General features: G+C 70.9%; 14 protein-coding genes. 1 reads left to right on the forward strand and 13 read right to left on the reverse strand.

The window, feature by feature from the left end; all coding sequences use genetic code 11:
- Positions 1-157 precede the first annotated feature (157 nt).
- The 6 genes from bfr to glgX all read right to left on the reverse strand — a co-directional run bounded on the left by bfr (position 158) and on the right by glgX (position 11,054).
- Positions 158-640, reverse strand: a complete 483-nt coding sequence (gene bfr, locus JUB13_RS05600) for a bacterioferritin (protein ID WP_207477803.1) — start codon at positions 638-640, stop codon at positions 158-160.
- 51 nt (positions 641-691) lie between these two features.
- Positions 692-3,628, reverse strand: coding sequence for a malto-oligosyltrehalose synthase (treY, locus tag JUB13_RS05605; protein WP_207477804.1), 2,937 nt, complete (start codon positions 3,626-3,628; stop codon positions 692-694).
- 6 nt (positions 3,629-3,634) lie between these two features.
- The gene (gene malQ / locus JUB13_RS05610) at positions 3,635-5,782 is read right to left on the reverse strand and encodes a 4-alpha-glucanotransferase (RefSeq protein ID WP_207477805.1); all 2,148 of its coding nucleotides are present in this window, start codon (positions 5,780-5,782) and stop codon (positions 3,635-3,637) included.
- Positions 5,783-5,793: 11 nt separating this feature from the next.
- Entirely contained in the window at positions 5,794-7,605 is a 1,812-nt protein-coding gene (treZ, locus tag JUB13_RS05615) for a malto-oligosyltrehalose trehalohydrolase (protein ID WP_207477806.1), read from the reverse strand.
- A 169-nt stretch (positions 7,606-7,774) separates the two neighbouring features.
- The gene (locus JUB13_RS05620) at positions 7,775-8,827 is read right to left on the reverse strand and encodes a response regulator transcription factor (protein WP_207477807.1); all 1,053 of its coding nucleotides are present in this window, start codon (positions 8,825-8,827) and stop codon (positions 7,775-7,777) included.
- Between the two features lie 46 nt (positions 8,828-8,873).
- Complete coding sequence (gene glgX / locus JUB13_RS05625; protein WP_207477808.1) at positions 8,874-11,054, reverse strand: glycogen debranching protein GlgX; 2,181 nt, start codon at positions 11,052-11,054, stop codon at positions 8,874-8,876.
- 268 nt (positions 11,055-11,322) lie between these two features.
- On the opposite strand from glgX, the gene JUB13_RS05630 reads away from it, so the two are divergent.
- The gene (locus JUB13_RS05630) at positions 11,323-12,075 is read left to right on the forward strand and encodes a hypothetical protein (protein WP_207477809.1); all 753 of its coding nucleotides are present in this window, start codon (positions 11,323-11,325) and stop codon (positions 12,073-12,075) included.
- A gap of 34 nt (positions 12,076-12,109) precedes the next feature.
- Here JUB13_RS05630 and JUB13_RS05635 read toward each other — a convergent pair whose 3' ends face one another.
- The 7 genes from JUB13_RS05635 to nirB form a co-directional block, all read right to left on the reverse strand.
- Positions 12,110-12,394 (reverse strand): hypothetical protein, encoded by a 285-nt coding sequence (locus tag JUB13_RS05635; RefSeq protein WP_207477810.1) that lies wholly within the window; start codon positions 12,392-12,394, stop codon positions 12,110-12,112.
- A 73-nt stretch (positions 12,395-12,467) separates the two neighbouring features.
- Positions 12,468-12,644 carry a hypothetical protein gene (locus JUB13_RS05640; protein WP_207477811.1) on the reverse strand — a complete coding sequence of 59 codons (177 nt, stop codon included), beginning with the start codon at positions 12,642-12,644 and terminating at the stop codon, positions 12,468-12,470.
- A gap of 98 nt (positions 12,645-12,742) precedes the next feature.
- Positions 12,743-13,159 carry a group III truncated hemoglobin gene (locus tag JUB13_RS05645; RefSeq protein WP_207477812.1) on the reverse strand — a complete coding sequence of 139 codons (417 nt, stop codon included), beginning with the start codon at positions 13,157-13,159 and terminating at the stop codon, positions 12,743-12,745.
- A gap of 184 nt (positions 13,160-13,343) precedes the next feature.
- The gene (gene cysG, locus JUB13_RS05650; RefSeq protein ID WP_236024747.1) at positions 13,344-14,810 is read right to left on the reverse strand and encodes a siroheme synthase CysG; all 1,467 of its coding nucleotides are present in this window, start codon (positions 14,808-14,810) and stop codon (positions 13,344-13,346) included.
- Positions 14,785-17,487: a nitrate reductase gene (locus JUB13_RS05655; protein WP_207477813.1), complete on the reverse strand. Its 2,703-nt coding sequence runs from the start codon at positions 17,485-17,487 to the stop codon at positions 14,785-14,787. Before JUB13_RS05655 ends, cysG begins: the two co-directional genes overlap by 26 nt.
- Complete coding sequence (nirD, locus tag JUB13_RS05660) at positions 17,480-17,821, reverse strand: nitrite reductase small subunit NirD (protein WP_207477814.1); 342 nt, start codon at positions 17,819-17,821, stop codon at positions 17,480-17,482. Before nirD ends, JUB13_RS05655 begins: the two co-directional genes overlap by 8 nt.
- 3 nt (positions 17,822-17,824) lie before the next feature.
- On the reverse strand, positions 17,825-20,260 hold the full coding sequence (gene nirB, locus JUB13_RS05665) for a nitrite reductase large subunit NirB (RefSeq protein WP_207477815.1): 2,436 nt from the start codon (positions 20,258-20,260) through the stop codon (positions 17,825-17,827).
- Positions 20,261-20,274 lie beyond the last annotated feature (14 nt).

Genomic DNA, 20,274 nt, shown 5'->3' on the forward strand with positions numbered 1-20,274 from the left:
AACCTCAAACCGCGTCCGTTTCATGCAAACTGGAGCGGACTCACGCGACCTGACGGCCATACGGGATCGCGATCCGCTCTCGGACGGCCACACACGGCCGCGACAGCCCTGCCGTTGCGGTCAGGCGGCGGGCCGATGCGGCCCGCCGCTCCGCCGCTCACTCCGGCTCGCCCTCGCCCATCTGCTGCTGCAGGTAATTCTGGAGTCCGACCTTGTCGATGAGGCCCAGCTGGGTCTCGAGCCAGTCGATATGCTCCTCGGTGTCATTGAGGATCGTCAGCAGGACGTCCTTGCTGGCGTAGTCGCGGACTTCCTCGCAATACGCCATCGCCTCGATCAGGCAGTTCCGGTTGTGCGTCTCGATGCCAAGGTCCGAGGTGAACATCTCCGGCACGTCCTCGCCGATGCGGAGCTTCAGGAGGTCCTGAAGATTCGGCAGCCCGTCGAGGAACAGGATGCGCTCGATCAGGTAATCGGCGTGCTTCATCTCGCCGATCGATTCCTCGTACACCTTCTTGGCCAAGCGTTCGATGCCCCAGTTCTTCAGCATGCGCGCATGCAGGAAGTACTGATTGATGGCAGTCAGCTCGTTGGTCAGGATCGTGTTGAGGTGGCGGATGACCTTGGGATCGCCCTTCATGTCCTAATGCCTCGTCTTCTTATTCGGGGGACCCCGGACGGCCCGAGCGGATCAGCCCTCGGCCTCGAAGAGACCGACCGGGAAGGATCGCAGCAGATCGCCCACGGCGATGGCGCCATCCTCTCCGGGGGAGAGTTTCAGTCCGAACAACCTGTCGGTCAAGGCGGATCCTCCGCCCTGCCCGCCCAGCCGCAGCCTCGTGTTGCCCCAGGCCTCGGCAGGCACGAGCGGCGTGCGCGCCTCTCCGATGAGGCCGGCTGCCAGGCGCGGAACGACCACCAGCATGGTGCAGCCCTCGTGCCGGCGCAGGAACGCCAGCACGCGCTCGGCGTGCTCGCCTTCGGCTGCGACCGGCACGTACTCGCCCAACGCGAACAGCGCGGGGCAGCGCTGGCGCCATCTCAGGGTCGAGGCGATCACGTGCTGCTTGATCCGGCCATCGCGCCAGCTCTCCAACAACGCCGAGGCATCCGCCGCGTCGCCGCCGGCCTCCAGCGCCTGCCGCCGCGCCTCCCAGTCGGGCGGGCGGCGGTTGTCGGGGTCCACCAGCGACTGGTCCCAGAACTCCGTGCCCTGGTAGAGATCGGGCACTCCGGGCACGGTCAGCCGCAGCAGGGTCTGCGCCAGCCCGTTCACCGCGCCCGCGACCGCGATGCGTTTCTGGAAAGCTACGAGATCACGCAGGAATTCGCCGGACTGGGCGGGATCGAGGACGGTGCGCACGAAGCTCTCCAGCGCCTTCTCGTAGCGCTGGTCCGGCGCCGTCCAGCTCGTGCGGTGCTTGCTCTCGCGCGTGGCCTTCAGCATGTAGGCCAGGATCCGCTCGGCGAAGTCGCCGAGGCCGTCTGAATCGGGCGCGCGCAGTTCCAGTGGCCAGGCGCCGACGACTGTCTGGTAGAACAGATACTGGTCGTTCAAGCCCGGAGCCGGCCGGCCGTCGATCCGAGCGACCCGCGCCCGGTTCATGCCGGCCCAGCGCTCCACACGTGCCGCCCAGTCCGCCGCGATCTCGCTGATCACGTCGATCCTGACGCGGGTATCCTCGCCGCGCTTGTGGTCGTGGGTCGCCGTCGCCAGCATGGAGAAAGGCAGGGCCCGCAGCCGCTCGTCATTGGCCTTGTGGAACGTCTCGGGCCGGGTCCCCCAGACGGCCGGTTCGCCGCCGACCTCGTTCAGCGAAACCAGCCGGAAGAAGCGGTAGAAGGTCGTGTCCTCGACCGCCTTCGCGGTGACCGGCCCGGTGAACTGCTGGAACTTCATCGCAAAGCGGATCACGTCCTCGGCCACGTAGCCCTTGCCGGGATCGCGCGCGAGGTCGGTGGTCAGCACGCTGCGCAGGAAGTCGTAGATGCTGAGATCCGGGGCCCGCGTGTTCAGCTTCGCGGCTTCCACCGCCCGGTCGATGTACATGCGGTCGGTCTCGTCGATGTGCTCTCCTGTCACGTAGGTGCGGTAGACCGGGAAGTAGGTCGCGACGTCGACCAGGGCCCCCCGCAGCCCGGTCAGCGTGAAGTCGCGCGTGGACCAGTTCTGGCGCGCCAGCCGGTAGAGCATGCTGCTCAGCACCTTCAGCTCGCTGGCGAGATTGCTGGTGATGATCAGGCGCTTGGCCTCCGCCGCGACCTCGCCGTAATCGGCCTCGCGCCGGATGAAGCGCTCGTAGGCCTCGGTCAGCGGCTGCTCGCCGGCAGGGTCCACGAAGAGCCCATGCACGAGGTTCATGAACTCGTAGCCCGTGGTCCCCGAGACCGGCCAGTCCGGCCGCAGCTTCTCGTCATGGGCCAGGATCTTCTCGACCAACAGGTAGAGCGGCTCGCGCAGGGCGAGCGTGGGGTGCTGCGGCGGCGCCATGCCGCGCCCCGAGGCATGGGCCTGGATCAGCAGGTAGCCCGCCCGGTCCTGCAGCTTGCGGCAATAGGCGACGGGATCGTAGAGCCCGTCGATATGGTCGAGCCGCAGGCCCTGCAGCTTGCCGTCCCCGATCAGGCGGAAGACGAGCTGGTGGGCGAGCTCGAAGAGCTGGTCGTTCTCGATGATCCGCAGTCCCGCCAGGTCGTTCACGTCGAAGAAGCGGCGGTAGTTGATCTCGTCCGAGGCGACGCGCCAGAAGGCAAGGCGGTAGGCCTGCGCCTCGATCAGCTCGTGCAGGGGCACCCAGCTCCCGGGATCCTCGGGGCTGCCCTTGTAGGCGGCGACGGCGCTCCGCACCGCCTCGGCCGCGGCGGGATCCGACACCAGCAGCGCCGCGAGCTGGCGGCGCAGCTCGTCGGCCTCGCGCCGGGCCAGTGCCTGCTCCTGCACGCTCGGCCCGGCATGACCGATCCGCTCGAAGCCCTCGATCAGCGGGTCGAGCGCCTTGCCGGACTCGCCCAGCGCCTCGCGGGCACGTGCGAAGACGCCGGGATAGCACGCGGGCGCGACCGGGAAGCGGTGGTCGTAGTACCAGACGCTGAGCGTGCCACGCTGCTCGTCGAGCCGCAGCTCCAGCTCTCCGCGTTCCAGCACGAGCCCGTAATGATCGCCCAGCACCGGCAGCAGGACCTTGCCGGACAGCGCGCTTTCCACCGGGTCCCATTCGATGTCGAAGAACGACGCGAAGGGCGAGGTGCGCCCCCATTCCAGCACGTCGAGCCACCAGGCGTTGTCGTGCCCGCCGACACCCATGTGGTTCGGCACGAAATCGAGGATCAGCCCCATGCCATGGGCGTGCAGCGCCACGACCATGCGCTCGAAGTCCTCGTGCGAGCCGATCTCCGGGTTGAACTCGGCATGGCCGATGATGTCGTAGCCATGGGTCGAACCGCTGCGCGCCTTCAAAAAGGGCGAGGCGTAGATATGGCTGATCCCCAGTGAGGCCAGATAGGGCACCAGCGCCGCCGCGTGCTCGAAGCGGAAGTCCTTGGTGAACTGGAAGCGGACCGTCGCGAGCGGCACCGCCGGGGGGGCCGTGCGCTGCTCGGAGGACGGGTTGGAAGTCTGCTCGGACATGGCGGCTCAGCCTCTTGTTCGGCGGCCGGCGCGCGTGGCCTCGACCACGGCCTTCAGGAAGGGGTTTCCCGCGAGGTCCTCGAGGTCGAGCGGCAGGCGGCGGCGCCAGTTCGGGTGTTCGGTCGTCGTGCCCGGCAGGTTCGGCTGCTCCTCCTCGCCGAGGGCGTCCTCGATCTGGATCAGCATGATGCTTCCGGGTGTCTCGGCGAGGAAACGGTGCACCGCCGCCGCGAGTTCCGGCCCGACCTCGTCCGGTGGCGGCGCGTCGGACGGCCACGCGTCCGCCTCGACCAGCGCCTTGACCAGGCGTCCGCGATCCTGCTCGCGATCGGACTTCTCCTTGCGGTAGGCGTCCTCGTCCTTGAAGAGATGGAGCTCGCGGCGCCATTCCTGGTCCCGCCTGACCCACCAGCCCTTGAGCGTCGCGAGGTCGTGGGTCGTCACCGAGACCAGCGCATCCCGGGGATAGGCCTCGCGCGGCCTAAAGGAATCGTCCTTCTCGCGCTCGAAGTAGAGCAGCGAGTAGGCCTGGATCCCGGCCTCCGCCAGCTCGTCCAGGAAGCCCTCGGGGACGGTCCCCAGCGCCTCCCCGATCACGGCGCAGCGCTCGCGGTGGCTCTCCAGCGCGACGAGCCGCAGCAGGTCGCGCTGCGGATAGCGCACATAGGCGCCGCCTTCGTGGTTCTCGCGCGCGGGGATCCAGTAGAGCTGCCGCAGGCCCATGGCGTGGTCGATCCGGATGGCGCCCGCATGGCGCATGGTCGCCCGCACCGCCTCGATGAACGGCAGGTAGGCATGCTCGAGCAACCCCACGGGCGAGAGCGGCGCCAGGCCCCAGTTCTGGCCCTTGGGGTTGAAGATGTCCGGCGGCGCGCCGACCGAGGCGTCCGCGAGCACGACGTCTGGGTCGGACCAGGACGCGGCGCCGCCAGGGTTGCTGGCGATCGCGAGGTCCCGATAGAAGCCGATCCCGAGCCCTGCCCGCCGTCCGCGCTCGGCCGCGGCCTCGAACTGGCGGTCGGAGACCCACTGCAGCCAGGCGAAGAAGGTCACGCGGTCGGCCCTGTCGCGCGCGAAGGCCACTGCCCCCTCGCCGTCGGGCCGCCGGAACCCCTCGGGCCAGCGGCGCCAGTCCCACAGCTCCTCGCCGCCATAGAACCGCTCGTGCAGCGCGTCGAACAGCGCCTGCCGCTCGAGCGCCACGCCGCGCTCGGCCCGCCAGGCGTCGAAGGCGCGGTCGCCGCCGCGCGCCTGGAACGCTTCGAACAGCCGCTCCAGCGCGGGCATCTTCAAGGCCGATACGGCGGGGTAGTCGATCAGCTCGGCCCCGCGCAGGGCTGCGATCCGGCCCTGCGTCTCCGCATCCCCGGGAAGCTGCTGGCCGAGCTCCTGGGCAAGGCCGGCGATGTCGATGTAGAGGACGTTCAGGAAGGTCCGGTTCGACGGCGAATAGGGGCCGTAGTTGTTGGGATCGGCCGGGAACATGGCGTGCATGGGGTTCAGCCCGACCACGTCCGCGCCGAGCTCCGCGGCGATCTCGGCGAAGCGGCCGAGATCCGCGAGATCGCCCATGCCCCAGTTGTCGCCGCTGCGCAGCGAATAGAGCTGTATCCCGAAACCCCAGGGCCGCCGGTCGGGGACCAGATCCGCAGGGACCAGGCAGCGCACCGGCGCCACGATCAGGCTCATGGAGGCTTCGACCGGTCCGCTCACGGTCAGCCGGTGATAGCCCAGCGGCAGGTCCTGCGGCAGCCCGTGCAGACGCCAGCGCTTGACGGGCGCGCCGTCGACCTGGCGCTCCTCGAGCCATTCCAGCTCGGTCCCGGAGGCGCGGCCGGAACGCTCGGAGCCATCCTCGAGCCGGATCGTCCAGGCCACCGCCGCGGCCCCGTCCGGCAGCACGATCTCGATCGCGGCGTAGCCGCCCTGGTCCAGGATGCCGACGGGGCTGAGTGGCCTGCGCCACGGCCGCTCCTCCAGCTCGTGCAGGGCGCGCGAGATCTCCTCGGACGTGCCGCAGGCATATCCCATCGCCGCGACCAGATCGCGCTTGGTGCTCTCGGCGACCTGGCGCCGCTCCCCCCAGATGTCCGTGTAGAAGGGGTCGATCCCCAATAGCCGCGCGAGCCGGTCGAGTTCGTCCGAAGAGGCCATTCGCCGTTTCCTCAATCCACCAGATGGAAGCCGGCCGACCAGGCCGGAAGCTGACCTTCCGCGCGCGAGCCCGCATGAGTCTCGAACAGGGCGCGGCCGCCGGAACGCTCGGCGTCCGAGATCGGCGCGTCGCCGAGATTGGCGAGCAGGCGCAGCGTCCCCCCGCCCTGGAGCGGCCATTCTACCGCGAGCCCGCTGCGATCCCAGAGACGGTAGCGGCCGCCCGGCATGGCCCGCGCGAGCACCGGAGCCATGTCGCCCGCCCGCAGGCGCAGCAGGCCGCGAACGAAGGACAGCATCCGGGCGTTCTCGGGCTTGTCCTTTTCGGACCAGTCGAGATGCGAGCGCTGGAACGTCTCGTCGGCGTTGGGATCCGGAATCCTGGCCCGCATCTCAGGATCCTGGAACTCCTTGAAGGATCCGAACTCCTTGCGCCGCCCTTCGCGCACCGCGTCCGCGAGCTCGCCGTGGAAGTCCACGAAGAACTGGAACGGCGTCCGCGCGCCCCATTCCTCGCCCATGAACAGCATGGGCGTCTGGGGGGCCAGAAGCGTGACGGCCAGCAGGGCGCGCAGCCCCTCCTCCGGCGCAAGCGTCGCCAGCCGGTCGCCGAAGGCGCGGTTGCCGATCTGGTCGTGGTTCTGCAGGAAATTGACCATGGCCGCGGGCGGCAGATGGGTCGAGGGCTCGCCCCGCGGATGTCCCTCGAACTCGGACTTCTCGCCCTGGAAGATGTATCCCTCGGCCAGCGACCGCCCGAGCATGCGCAGCGGCTCGGCCGCGAAGTCGGCGTAATAGCCGCCGGATTCGCCCGTGAGCAGCACATGGGCGGCATGGTGGTAGTCGTCGTTCCACTGGCCGTCATAGCGCAGGGCGCCGCCCTGGTCCCGGCCGAGGAAACGGGACTCGTTGGCCGCGTTCTCGAGCACCAGGTGGATCTCGCGACCCTGGGCCTGCGCCTCGGCACGTACGCGCTCGGCCAGCTCGAACAGGATGTGCGGCTTCGAATCGTCGATGATCGCGTGCACCGCATCGAAGCGGATGCCGTCGAAGCGGTACTCGTTGAGCCAGTAGAGCGCGTTGTTGATGTAGAAGTCCCGGACCGGCCGCGCGTCCGAGCCGTCGAAGTTGATGGCGGCGCCCCAGGGCGTGTGATGGCGCTCGGTGAAGAACGACCCCGCATAGGCGTGCAGGTAGTTCCCCTCGGGGCCGAAGTGGTTGTAGACGACGTCGATGAAGACCATCAGGCCGCGCTCGTGCGCCGCGTCGACGAGTGCCTTCAGCTCCTCGGGCCTGCCATAGGCGGCCTCCGGCGCGAACAGCATGACGCCGTCGTAGCCCCAGTTGCGGCGCCCGGGACATTCGGCCAGGGGCAGCAGCTCGACCGCCGTCACGCCGGTCTCGGCCAGATGGTCCAGCCGGCGCAGCAGCCCCTCATAGGTGCCCTCGGGGCTGAAGGTGCCGACGTGCAGCTCGTAGAGGACGGTCTCGTTCCAGGGCCGTCCCTTCCAGGCCGTGTTCCGCCATTCATAGCTGCGCGGATCGACGACCGTGGAGAAGCCATGGACGTCGTCTTGCTGGAACCGGGAGGCGGGATCGGGGACCTGCAGCCCGTCCGGAAGCCGGAAGGCATAGCGGCTGCCGGCGCGCGCTGCATCGGTCGTCAGCTCGTGCCAGCCGCCGTCGAGCCTTTCCATGGGCAGCTCCGGCCCTCCCTCGACGACCAGGCGCACATCGGCAGCCGACGGCGCCCAGAGCCTGAAGCGTACGCCACCATCGCCGATCTCGGCACCGAACGGCATGGTATGGGCGAAGCGGGCCATGGGATCCTCGCGCTGTGGGGACGGGGTAAACGCAACGGGTAACGTTCCAGACGCCCGCTTGCTCCGCCGCCCCGGCGGCATATCTTCCCTGCCCCACCGGAACCCGTCCGCCCCGCCGCTCGGCCCGCTTGCCGGCGCGCTGCCGGACCTGTCCCGGCCGGCCCGTGCCTCAGCCCGAGGACGGTACTTCGGTGGGCTCCGCGCCCGCCGCAGCATCCGCAGCCGGGGCGGCTTCCGCAGCCGCTGCCGCCGCGGCCCGGGCCTGGATGAAGCGCTCGATCCGCTCGCGGTAGGCGGCGGTGGCGGCCTCGACCTCGGCGATGATGGCCTCGCGGTCGCGCGCCGGAGCCACCTCCACCACCAGCTCGGCCACGCTGACCAGGAGCGGGCCGAGATCGACGGGCATCCCGCCGGCGACGCTCCGGCGCGCCTGCTCCGCCGCGGCGACGATCGTCTGGGCCAGGGCCGACGCGTGGGGCAGCTTTCCCTCGGCATGGCCGGGGATTCGCGCGGCGAGATCGTTGAGCAACGCCGGGACACGGCCGAGATGCTCGAAGGCGAGCCGGTCATGCGTGCGGGCCGCGAGGCCGGGCCGCGCGAATGCGATCAGGAATGCCGCCTGGAAGGCCATGCGCTCCAGCTTGCGCTCGTTCACCTCGGCCGAGGCCGCCTCGACGAGCTCGTGCAGGTTCACCTTTGCCGCGGTCCCCGTCACCTTCAGGCGCAGGGTGTTCGGCACCTCGACGAGCTGGGCTTGGCCGCCTTCGCGCGGGCCCTTGCGGCGGTCGGGCCCGACATAGTCGGCGGTCACCACGAAGTTCCGCGCCGCCTCGACGAGGCCCACGATGCGGTCGCGGATCTGGCGCGGCGCCACCGGTTTCACAAGCAGCGCGTCCGCGCCGCTGTTGGTCACCTTGACGAGAAGCTGCTGGGTGGGCGTGAAGGCGGTCCCGATCAGGCCGCAGAAGGGATTGCCGCCAAACGCACCGTTCCGAAGCTGCACGAAGATGCCAAGAACCTCACCGTCCGCGGCTGCGCAGTCGGCGATCACGAGGTCGGCCCCCGCCCCGGCCTGAAGCGCGGCGCGGAGCTGCGACACGGTCTCGCAGGCATGGACCCGGTTGAGCTTCAGCGTGCCGAGAACGTCGCGCACGAGGCGCCGGATATTGGCCTCCGGCTCGTAGAGCACGCAGTCGACATGGCTGAAATCATAGTCTGGCATGGGTCGCGACCGGTGCGGCGGATGAACACGATTTTTATGATGCGCCCTAGGGATTACCAGAAGAGTAAATCAGCTCGAACAGCAGCAGCGACCGTCCTCCGACCTTGAAGCGGGTCTCGGCGGGCCACGGCGTCGGATCCGGCTCCCCGGCGGGATGCATGGTGTCGAGCAGGCAGCGCCAGGACTTCGCCCCGGGAATCCTGGGAAGCACGAAGGGCACGACGCCATGGAAGGCGTTGAGCACGAGCAGCAGGGTGCTGTCGTGTGCGGGCGCCCCGTCGGGCGCCATGTAGAAGCCGGCTTCCCCGTTCAGCAGGACCCCGAGGGTGCGGGCCTCGGGATCCCGCCACTGGTCCGAGGTCTTCTCGACTCCGTCGGGCGTATACCAGGTGATGTCCCGGACGCCACTGCCCGAGGTCTGCCGCCCGTGCAGGAAGACTGGACGGCGCAGGACCGGATGCTGGCGCCGCAGCCGCAGCAGGCGCTTGACGAAGGCCGTCAGCTCGTGGCCGGTCTCGCGGCGGGACCAGTCGAACCAGCTTATCTCGTTGTCCTGACAGTAGGCGTTGTTGTTGCCGCGCTGGGTGCGGCCGATCTCGTCCCCGCCAAGCAGCATGGGCGTGCCCTGGGAGAGCAGCACCGTCGCCAGCATGTTGCGCTTCTGACGATCGCGCAGGGCGCGTAGCTGCGGATCCGCGGTTGGCCCCTCGGCGCCGTGGTTGGACGAGTGGTTGGCGTCGTGGCCGTCGCGATTGCCTTCCTTGTTCGCCTCGTTGTGCTTGCGCTCGTAGCTCACGAGGTCGTCCAGGGTGAAGCCGTCATGGGCCGTGACGAAGTTGACCGAGGCCCATGGCCTGCGCCCCTTGCGCTCGAACAGGTCCGCCGAGCCCGTAATGCGCGCGGCGAGCTCCGGCAGCACGCCGGCATCGCCTCGCCAGTAGCGCCGGACTGCGTCGCGGTAGCGGTCGTTCCATTCGGCCCAGCCCGGCGGGAAGGCGCCAACCTGGTAGCCGCCAGGTCCGATGTCCCAGGGCTCGGCGATCAGCTTCGCGGTCTGCAGCACGGGATCCTGGCGGCAGGCGTCCAGGAAGCCCGAGCCGGGATCGTAGCCATGCGCCTCGCGCGCGAGCGTGGTCGCGAGATCGAAGCGGAACCCGTCCACATGCATCTCGGTCACCCAGTAGCGCAGCGAATCCATGACAAGCTGGAGGACGCGCGGGTGGGTGAGGTCGAGCGTGTTGCCGGTCCCGGTGTCGTCGACGTAGTAGCGCCGGTTGTCCTGGCGGAGACGGTAGTAGGACGCGTTGTCGATGCCGCGGAAGCTCAGCGTCGGGCCCATCTGGTTGCCCTCGCCGGTGTGGTTGTAGACCACGTCCAGGATCACTTCGATCCCGGCCTCGTGCAGGCGCGCGACCATGGTCCTGAACTCCGCGATCGCCCCCGACGATAGGTAGCGCGGCTCCGGCGCGAAGAAGTTGAGCGTATTGTAGCCCCAGTAGTTCCGGAGGTTCTGCTGCACGAGGTGGCGGTCGTCGCAGAAGGCATGGACCGGCAGCAGCTCGACCGAGGTGACGCCGAGCTCGCGCAGATGGGCGATCACGGGCTGCGATGACAGGCCCGCGCAGGTGCCGCGCAGCGGCGCCGGAACGTCGGGATGCCGCATGGTGTGGCCGCGCAGATGCGTCTCGTACAGCACCACGTCGGACCACGGCACCCGCGGCGGGCGGTCGTCGCCCCAGGTGAAGGCCGGGTCGACCACGCGGCATTTGGGCATGGCGCGGGCGTTGTCCCGTCGGTCGAAGGACAGGTCCAGGCGCGAGCTGCCGACGCGGTAGCCGAAATGGGCGTCCGACCAGCGGATGGCGCCGTGCAGCGCGCGGGCGTAAGGGTCGACCAGCAGCTTGTTCGGATTGAACCGATGGCCGGCCGAGGGCTCGTAGGGCCCATGGACCCGGTAGCCATAGAGTAGGCCCGGCCGCGCGTCCGGCAGGTATCCGTGCCAGATCTCGTCGGTGTATTCCGGCAGCGGGATTCGCTCGACCTCTCTGGTGCCGGACTTATCGAAGAGGCACAGCTCGACCTTCGTCGCATTGGCCGAGAAGATCGCGAAGTTCACGCCGTTGCCGTCCCAGGTGGCGCCCAGCGGATGCGGCCTCCCGGGCCTGACTGTCGTGCGCGGGCCCGCGGCGGGGCGGACGGACGGGCTGGGGACGGTTCTATCCTGCATGCGCACCTCGGGCCGGCGTGGTCCTTCCGACCCGGCAACCGCTCGTAAGATCGTATGGTCCGGGACGGGTTCGCAGGGCCGGTCCTGTTGGCACGGACGCGATCCGCTCCGGATGGGGCCAGGAAGGTTAGCAATCGCGCGGGGCTTGGCAAGCACGGGCCCCATCCTACCCCGCGTCCCGCGCCCCGAGGGGACCGATGCCTCACAACGGCCACACCGCAATGCGATAGCCTCGCGCCTTTCCGCAGCCGAAGGAGGGATCTGCGCGATGGCTGAGAGCTGGACTGTCGGGGCGACCGCCCTGCTTGGGGTCTGGGCGGCGCTGGCCGCGGGCTGCGCGACGCTGGAGCAGGCTGGATCCGGGTATGAGGCCCGGCTGGCGAGCATGCTCGGTGGAGCGGTCCAGCCGCCGGGAGCGGGTCAAGCCGCGCAGCCCGCAGCCCCTGTGGCGCCGGCGGAGGAGCCGGTGTCCCTGGAGCAGCTCGGCGTGCCGCTGAAGAGGGTCGCCGACGGCATCGTCGCGGGCCCGCGCCCGCCCGATCTCGTCGGCAAGGCGGCGGCGGAGATCGCCCGCGAGTACGGGCCCGGCCTTGCCGGACGGCTCGTGATCGGCACGCTGACCGGTGGCCTGGGCGCCGCACAGGGGCTTCCTGCAGGAGCCCGGCACGCCTGGGATGCGACGGCGTCGCTGAAGGCCGCGGCGGACGAGCAGCGCATCCTGGAAGAGGCCTATGCCGAGGCCGAGCGCTCGCGCGAGGCCACGGCGCTGGTGCCCGACAAGGACCGGCCGGCCGAGGCCGCGGCGCTGCTGAAGATCGCCGAGGCGCCCGCACAGGCCGAGACCGCCTGGACCAACCCCGCCACGGGCGCCGCCGGCCGCGTGGCCGTCGGTGCCGCCGAGCCAAGCGAGGACGAAACGGTCTGCCGCGCCGTGGTCCGCGAATACCGCACGAACGGATTCGAGCGCCAGGGCAAGGGCTTGATCTGCCGTCAGGACGGGGTCTGGTACGATCTGAGCTGAAGGCACGGATCCGCGGGCCTCAATACAGCGCACCTCAGCTCAGGGCGTGGTCCGGCACCGTCCGCGGCTGGCGCACGCCGATGCGGCGCAGAACGAAGAAGCGCTCCGGTGCCTGGCCGACCAGGCGCCACCCCGGGCTCGACCATATGTCCCCGCACCCGACGAGGCTGACGACGATCTGCCCGTTGGAGAAGGCCCGATGCCCCTCGACCCGGCTGAAGCCGCACCGGGCCAGATAGGTGTCCACCAGCAGCTCCGGCATGCCGGCGAGCACGTGGAAGATTCCATCCCATTCGGTGACGTATTTGGGGCGATACATGACATAGCCCGGTCCCGAGGCCCTCGGGCAGGCAGGATAGGCGCAACCGCCGGGAAGCGCCAGATCGCCCTTCCTACCGATCTTCCGTGCTGCGACGGTCTTCCGTCCCGCGCGGCTTCCAGCTCGGCCGTTCGGCATCGGTCGGACCGGCCGGACCTTCCCTGCGCCGGTCTTCGTCGCTGGCTTCGTGATGGGGGCCGAGACGCCGCCAATCCGGCATGTCGGGCCGGGTCTTATCCTCGCGTGCCATGGGATATCCTCCTGTCCGCTCCGACAACCGCTCAACAGTGGCGGACGGGCGGCATCGCCATGCCCTGCCGAAGGGACAGGTGCCCTCGGAGGTCCCGGTCAGGCGAGATGGGCCCGCCCGGCCAGCAGGCTCCGGCCGATCCGCTCGGCCCTGTCGACGAAGATGGCGGCCGCGGCGGGGGTACAGACCTCGGCCGCGGTCTCGCGGAAGAGCTCGAGCCAGCGGGAGAAATGCCCGACGCCGATATCCATCCGGGCATGGGTCTGCATGGGTCGGCCGTTGAACCGCCCGGTCATCAGGGTCACCGAGGACCAGAAGTCCATAAGATGACGCAGGTGCGTCTCCCAGTCGGAGATCGCGGCCTCGAAGACGGGACCGAGCAGCGGGTCCTGCCGCACCTTGCCGTAGAAGGCGCGCACGAGCCTCTCGATCACCGCTTCGTCGATACCCGTGCTGGCGATGCGTTCGACGATCTGCGCCTGCCGCTCGGCAGGCGTGAGGGATGCACGATCCATCCAGGGGCCTCGCTTGGCGGGGAGCGGTCTTGCCGCGGCGCGCGCCGGGACGCGGCCTGCCTGCCGCGACCAAGGAGCGACCGGCATCCGATCCTCCGAAGGTTGCACTCCGCCCCCGGGCCTTCACACCGGACAGAATGCCGCAGGCAGTGCCGGGACGGCGCCATGCGCCGTTCCTGCGGCCTCAGACGGTGGCGGAGAGCGACTCCGCCGCCACTGACATGGGGACGGTTGCGCCGCCCAGCGCCGCCACGGCACCGACGATCACCAGGGTCGGCCCCCGCCCCGGCAATTCGGCCCGGACCCGGTCGGGCAGCTCGCCCAGGGGCGCACGGCAACGCCGCTCGTCCAGGCGGGTCCCATTCTCGATGGCGATGGCCGGCGTGTCGGCGGGCATGCCGGCCTCGGCCAGGCGCGCCGCGAGGGCCGGCAGCGCCTCGCGCCCCATATAGACTGCGATGGTGCCGCCGGCCCGGGCCAGCGCCTCCCAGTCGATGTCGCCCGGCAGGCCGCCATCGCGCGAATGACCGGTGACCAGATGCAGCGCCCGCGCCACGCCGCGATGGGTCAGCGGGATCCCGGCCGAGGCGGCGCAGCCCAGCGCCGCGGTCACGCCGGGGATCACGCGCACGGCGACGCCGTGCGCCGCGAGGTGCTCGGCCTCCTCGCCCCCGCGGCCGAACAGGAAGGGATCGCCGCCCTTCAGCCGGACGACGCGCGCACCGGTGCGCGCATGCTTCAGCAGCAGGGCGTTGATCTCCTCCTGTCGGGCCGAATGCTGTCCTGCCCGCTTGCCGACGCGGATCAGCCGCGCATCCCGCCGCGCCAGATCGAGGATGCCGGGCCCAACCAGGTCGTCGTGCAGGATCACGTCCGCCCCCTGGATCGCGCGGACCGCGGCGACCGTCAGTAGCTCGGGCGAGCCGGGCCCCGCGCCGACCAGCAGGACCGGCGGCGCCGGCTCGTCCAGCCCGGCCGCATGGGCGTCCAGCAGGCGCTCGAAGGCGATCCGCCCCTCGGCATCGCGCTCGGCCAGCACCAGCTCGGCAGGGGGGCCCGCCAGCGCCGCGTCCCAGAAGCGCAGGCGCCGCTCGCCCGCGGGAAGGCGCGCTGCGACGAGCCCGCGCATGGACCCCGCCAGGCGGGCGAGCCGACCGAAGGCCGCGGGGATCGCCAGCTCCAGCCGCTGGCGTATCAGGCGCGCCAGCGCCGGGGCCAGCCCACCGGTCGAGATTGCGACCATGACCGGGCTGCGGTCGAGGATCGCGGGAAAGATGAAGTCGCAGAAGGCCGGCCGGTCCACCACGTTCAGCGGCACGCGGGCGGCCCGGGCGGCTGCCACCACGCGCGGCGTCAGCGCCTCGTCCCCGCTGGCGTCGACCGCCAGCACCGCACCGTCCAGGTCGTCCTCCTCGAAACCCCGGGCGCGGTGCTCGACAGCGCCCGTCATCGCCAGCAGCGCCAGCTCGGCCTCGAGCGTGTGGGCGACGACGCGCACGCGCATGCCGGCGCGGCGCAGCAGCGCCGTCTTGGCGACGGCAGCGGCCCCGCCGCCGAGGACCAGGGCCGTGCGCCCGCCGGCTTCCAGGAACAGCGGAAGGTAGGGCAGACCCGGCTGGGCGGGCTCAGGCGGCAGGCCGATGTCGGGCATGGGCGATCAGCTCCTTGAGTTCCGGGATGCAGGATCCGCAGTTGGTGCCGGCGCCCGTGGCGACGCCCAGCGATTCGACGCTGGCGGCACCGCCTTCCCGGCAGGCCGCCAGGATCCGGTCGCGGCCCACCTGCATGCAGGCGCAGACGACGGGCCCCTCGTCCGGGCGCGCAGCCGGGCTCCGGCCGCTGAGCAGCCAGCGCCGCTCCTCGGAGGTCAGCGCCGTGCGCGAGAACAGCTCCTCGATCCAGGCGCCGGGCTGCGTGGGGCCGCCCGGCGCGACGAACAGGCAGGCGAGCAGCCGGTCGCCCTGCAGCCGTGCCCAGCGGTAGCGGCCGCGGCCCAGGTCGGTCAGCTCGATCTCCTCGGCCCCGCCGGCGGCGCCAAGAAGGGCCGCGGGGGACAGGTCCGGCAGGTCCTGTCCGGCCAGGGCATGGATCTGGCAGTCGCGGCCCTGGCGCCGCGCCCAGTAGGGCGCCACGTCCAGCGCGACCGGCTCCCGCGCGATCAGGAAGCCGCTCCAGGCCGGGATCCATGCCTCGATACGGGCCGGCGCATGCTTGAGCTCGGGCTGGCCGGACACGGGATCGACGGCCGCGCTGGCCAGCGGCCCCGCCCCGCCGGCCGCGGCGGTGCTGCGGCTCCAGTGCATGGGCATGAACAGAGTGCCGGGGCGCTGCCCCGCATCGGCGCGCAGGCGCAGGAGCGCGCGGCCCGCCTCCGTCTCGACCGCAGCGAAGCCCCCGTCAGCGAGGCCGGGCGGCAGCGCGTCGGGATGCGCGGCGACGAAGGGCTCGGGCTCGTGGGCGGACAGCCGGGCCGACCTTCCGGTGCGCGTCATGGTGTGCCACTGGTCGCGCAGCCGGCCGGTGTTGAGCACCAGGGGGAAGTCCGGTCCCGGCATGCGCGCGGGATCCTCCGGCGCGACCGCCACGAGGCGGGCCCGCCCGTCGGGCGTCTGGAAGCGCCCATTGGCGAAGAGCCGGGCAGTGCCGCAGGCGGCATGGGCCGGTACCGGCCACTGGACGGGGGCCAACGCGTCGTAGGCGGTATCGTCCAGCCCCGCGAGCCCGCCCAGGTCGAAGGCCCGGCCGCCGTCGTTCTCGAAGGCGGATAGCGCGCAGTGCTCGCGGAAGATCTCGGCCGGGCTCTCGTAGGGAAAGCGGTCCGCCCAGCCCATGCGCCGCGCGACCTGGGTCACGATCCACCAGTCCGGCCGCGCATCGCCCGGCGGCGCCACGAAGGCGCGCTGGCGCGAGATCCGCCGCTCGGAATTGGTGACGGTGCCGTCCTTCTCGCCCCAGCCGGCGGCGGGCAGCAGAACATGGGCGGCGCGCACGGTGTCGGTGCGGCGCACGCAGTCCGACACCACGACGAAGTCGCAGCCCGCAAGCGCCGCCGCGACGCGGTCCGCCTCGGGCAGGCTGGCCGCGGGGTTGGTCGCCATCACCCAGACAGCCCTTACGCGCCCCTGCCCGACCGCGCGGAAAAGGTCCACGGCCTTGAGCCCCGGCCCTGGCGCGACGGCGGGCGCCCCCCAGAACCGGGCCACGCGGTCCCGCGCCTCGTCCGAGAAGCCCATATGGGCGGCAAGCTGGTTCGCCAGCCCGCCGACCTCGCGCCCACCCATGGCATTCGGCTGGCCCGTCAGGGAAAGCGGGCCCATTCCGGGCCGCCCGATGCGCCCCGTCGCGAGGTGCAGGTTCAGGATGGCGTTGACCTTGTCGGTGCCGCGGCTGGCCTGGTTGACGCCCTGGGACCAGCAGGTGACCGCCCGTTCGGTGGCCGCGAACCAGTCGAAGAAGCGGGCGACGTCGGTCTCGTCCAGGCCGCAGGCGCGCGCGGTGGCGGCCGCGTCCGGGCAGGACGCCCGTGCGGCGGCGAGCGCCGCATCGAAGCCGGTGGTGCGGGATTCCAGGAAGTCCCGGTCGACCGCGCCGGTCCGGTCCATATGGGCGAGCAGGCCGGCGAGCAGCGCCACGTCGGTGCCCGGGCGCAGGGCCAGATGCAGGTCCGCCCCGTCGCAGGTGGCCGTGCGCCGGGGATCGATCACAACCAGACGCGTGCCGCGCCGCTCGCGCGCGGCCTGCAGGCGGCGGAACAGCACGGGATGGCACCAGGCGGCATTGCTGCCGACCAGCACGACGAGATCCGCGAGTTCGAGGTCCTCGTAGCAGCCGGGCACCAGGTCGGCGCCGAAGGCCCGGACATGCCCCGCCACGGTCGAGGCCATGCACAGGCGCGAGTTGGTGTCGATGTTGGCGCTGCCGATGAAGCCCTTCATCAGCTTGTTGGCGACGTAGTAATCCTCGGTCAGGAGCTGCCCGGAGACGTAGAAGGCCACGGAATCCGGTCCGTAGGCCGCGATCGTCTCGGCGAAGCGCCGGGCCACCAGCCCGAGCGCCTCGTCCCAGCCGGCCTGGCGCCCGCCGATCTCGGGCGCCAGCAGCCGCCCCTCGGGCCCCAGCGTCTCGGCAAGGGCGCCGCCCTTCGAGCACAGCCGGCCGGCATTGGCGGGATGGGCGGGGTCGCCCGAGACCCTCCCCGGCGCGGCCAAAACACCACAGCCGACCCCGCAATAGGGACAGGTGGTCGCGGTGGCTGCCCCATCCGCTGCCCCATCCGCCGCTCCGTCCGCCAATGAGGCGACGGTGCCCGGGAGGTGCAGGTCAGGCATTGGCGAAGCTCGGCACCAGGGCGAGGCGGATCACCCCGTCCTCCCCGACCTGGACCGGCAGCGTCGGCGTGCAGCCGGTATCAGGGTCCCTCATGCGGCCCGTGGCCAAGCTGATCACCCGCCCGTGCAGGGGGCAGGTGACGTGCCGGTCGTGCACGATGCCTTCCGAAAGCGGCCCGTTCGCGTGCGGGCAGCGGTTCATCAGGGCGAAGACCTCGCCCGCGCCGGTCCGGAACACCGCCACCTCGCCGAGCGGGGTCGCGATCGTCCGGGCGCCGCGCGCCGGAATGTCCTCGACGAGGCCGACATCGATCCAGTTGACGCGGTCCAGCATGGCTCACCCCACCTCGGCAAGTTTCGAGAATTCGTGGCGGTCCACGCCGCCGGTCGCGCGCTGGGCCCAGGGGTCGTCCTGGGAGAAGCTCTGGGAGAAGAGGAAGCGCGCGTGCAGGTCGCGCCGGCCCTCGGCATCCTCGACGATGCGGCGCTTCACGTAGTCGAGGCCGACGCGCTCGATCCAGGGCGCGGTGCGCTCCAGATAGCGGGCCTCCTCGCGGTAGAGCTGCAGGAAGGCGCCGCAATACTCCAGCACCTCCTCCTCGGTCGCGACCTTGCACAGGAAGTCGCAGGCCCGGACCTTCATGCCGCCGTTGCCGCCGACATGGAGTTCCCAGCCGCTGTCGACTGCCACCACGCCGAAGTCCTTGATGGTGGCCTCGGCGCAATTGCGCGGGCAGCCCGAGACTGCGAGCTTGATCTTGTGCGGGGCCCAGGACCCCCAGGTCATGCGCTCGAGCTTCACGCCCATGCCGGTGGAATCCTGCGTGCCGAACCGGCACCATTCCGAGCCGACGCAGGTCTTCACCGTGCGCAGCCCCTTGGCATAGGCGTGGCCCGAGACCATCCCGGCCGCATTCAGGTCGGCCCAGACCGCCGGCAGGTCCTCCTTGCGCACGCCGAGAAGATCGATGCGCTGGCCGCCCGTCACCTTCACGGTCGGGATCCTGAACTTGTCCACGACGTCGGCGATGGCGCGCAGCTCGGCGGCGTTGGTGAGGCCGCCCCACATGCGCGGGACCACCGAATAGGTGCCGTCCTTCTGGATGTTGGCGTGCACGCGCTCGTTCACGAAGCGCGATTGGGAATCGTCCACGTACTCGCCAGGCCAGGCGGCCAGCAGATAGTAGTTCAGGGCCGGGCGGCAATGGCCGCAACCCTCTGCCGTGCGCCATTCCAGCTCCTGCATGATCTCGGGGATCGAGCGCAGGTTCTTGGCCTTGATCAGGCGCCGCACGTCGTCGTGCGGATGGGCCGTGCATTTGCACATGGGCTTGGCCGTCGCGGATTCCGCGGCATACCCGTCGCCCAGCGTGAGCGAGAGGAGCTGCTCGACCAGCCCGGTGCAGGACCCGCACGAGGCCGAGGCCTTCGTGTGGCTGCGCACGTCGTCCAGGGTCGTCAGGCCCTTCTCGGCGATGGCCGAGACGATCTTACCCTTGCACACGCCGTTGCAGCCGCAGATCTCCGCCTCGTCGGAGAGCGCCGCAACGGCGGCCCTAGGGTCGCGGGCGGCGGCCCCCGCCCCCTGGCCGAAGATCAGCGTCTCGCGGAGGTCCGAGACATCGGCCCCGTCCTTCAGGAGCTGGAAGTACCACGGCCCATCGGCGACGTCGCCGTAGAGCACGGCGCCCTCGATGCGCCCGTCCTTGACCACCAGCCGCTTGTAGACCCCGCGGGCCGCATCGCGGAACACGATGTCCTCGCCGTCGCTGCCGTCGAAGCGGCCGGCCGAGAAGACGTCGATCCCGGTCACCTTCAGCTTCGTGCTGGTCACCGAGCCCTGGTAGAGGCTGTCGGCCCGGCCGGCGAGCTGGTCGGCCGCCACCTTCGCCATCTCCCAGAGCGGGGCGACGAGGCCGTAGGTCGCGCCGCGATGCTGGACGCATTCTCCGACTGCCAGGACCGCCGGGTCCGAGGTAAGCATGCGATCGTCGACCACGACGCCGCGCTCGACCGCGAGGCCCGCCGCGCGGGCCAGGGCGGTGCTCGGCCGGATGCCGACCGCCATCACCACCAGCCCGGCCGGGATCTCACGCCCGTCCTTCAGGCGCACGCCCTCGACCCGGCCGGTTCCGTAGATCTCGCCGGTATCCGCGCCTGTCAGGACTGTGATCCCGCGGGTCTCCAGCGCGCGCTGCAGCAGGAAGCCCGCCGCCTTGTCGAGCTGGCGCTCCATCACGGTCGCCATCAGGTGGAGGACGGTCACCCTCATGCCGCGCGCGGCAAGGCCGTTGGCGGCCTCGAGCCCGAGAAGCCCGCCGCCGATCACCACCGCCTCGCCGCCCCGGGCAGAGGCCGCCAGCATCGCATCCACGTCCGCGAGGTCGCGGAACGTCACGACGCCCGGAAGGTCGCGGCCGGGGACGGGGATCATGATCGGGTCCGACCCCGTCGCCAGCAGCAGTCTGTCGTAGGCCATGCTGCGCCCTGCGGCCGAGAGCACGGTCCTGGACGCCAGGTCCACGGACTCGACGCGCTCGCCGGTCACGAGCGTGATCCCGTTGGCTTCGTACCAGGCGCGGTCGTTGAGGACGATCTCCTCGAACCGCTTCTCGCCGGCCAGCACCGGCGACAGCATGATGCGGTTGTAGTTCGGGTGCGGCTCGGCGCCGAAGACCGTGATGTCGTAGCGGTCGGGAGCCCGGGCGAGCAGCTCCTCGAGCGTGCGCACGCCGGCCATGCCGTTGCCGACGAGGATGAGCTTTTCCTTCATGGGATCGCCTTTCG

This window comes from Arenibaculum pallidiluteum (assembly GCF_017355985.1).
Taxonomy (GTDB): domain Bacteria; phylum Pseudomonadota; class Alphaproteobacteria; order Azospirillales; family Azospirillaceae; genus Arenibaculum; species Arenibaculum pallidiluteum.